The 776-nt window shown below is 65.1% G+C and carries 1 pseudogene; it reads left to right on the forward strand.

Annotation, left to right across the window (positions count from 1 at the left end):
- Positions 1 to 32: 32 nt before the first annotated feature.
- Positions 33 to 776: pseudogene (locus ENZ74_RS33370) on the forward strand (hypothetical protein); the annotation flags it as partial.

Genomic DNA, 776 nt, shown 5'->3' on the forward strand with positions numbered 1-776 from the left:
CGTTGAAGCTGACGGGATCGGAAGGGTTCGGCGTGAACGCATCGCGGCTGACGGCCGCTTTGTCATCGACGGGCTCTGTCCTCGATCTCGGCACGCGAGGATTGCTGGCGGCGGACGTCGATATCAATGCGACGCTGGTTGCTGGCAGCAACAAGGTCCAGGTCGACAGATTGCTGCTGAAGACCGGCCGCTCGACATTCGATTTCGCCGGTTCGATCGGGCCGAAGCCGGCAAGCGGAGCGGTGGGTGAAGAGCCCTCCTATCGCTACGACCTGACCAGCGACGGGTCGTCGCTTGCGCCTTCGGAGTCGCCCGAGCCGGCGCTCACCTTCCTCGCCCGGATCGCCGGTGTCTACAACACGGTGAGCCACAAACTGGTGGCCGAGCAGATCGCGCTTCGGTCCGCCGGCTCGGGCGAGATGCTTGGCACCGCCGCCGTGGCGTTCGTCGACGGCAAAGTGCCGGGGATCAATCTGGCGTTCAACATCCACGACATGCAGGTCTCTCACGTCAAGCAGCTATGGCCGTGGTTTTCGGCGCGCAATGCCCGGCTGTGGGTGCTGGCAAATCTGTTCGGCGGCCGTGTCGTCGACGCCAACCTTCAGTTCCAGGTGGTGCCGGGCCGGCTGGGCAACGGCGTGCCGCTTTCGGCCGATGAGGTGTTCGGCCGCTTCCAGATCGAGGGATCGCGCTTCGACACCGCCGGCCGCATCCCTCCGATACGCGATGCGGTCGGCGTCGTCGGTTTCCACGGCAACGATGTCGATATCTCGCTG

The organism is Mesorhizobium sp. M7A.F.Ca.CA.002.15.2.1 (assembly GCF_003998715.1).
Classification (GTDB): Bacteria; Pseudomonadota; Alphaproteobacteria; order Rhizobiales; family Rhizobiaceae; genus Mesorhizobium; species Mesorhizobium ciceri.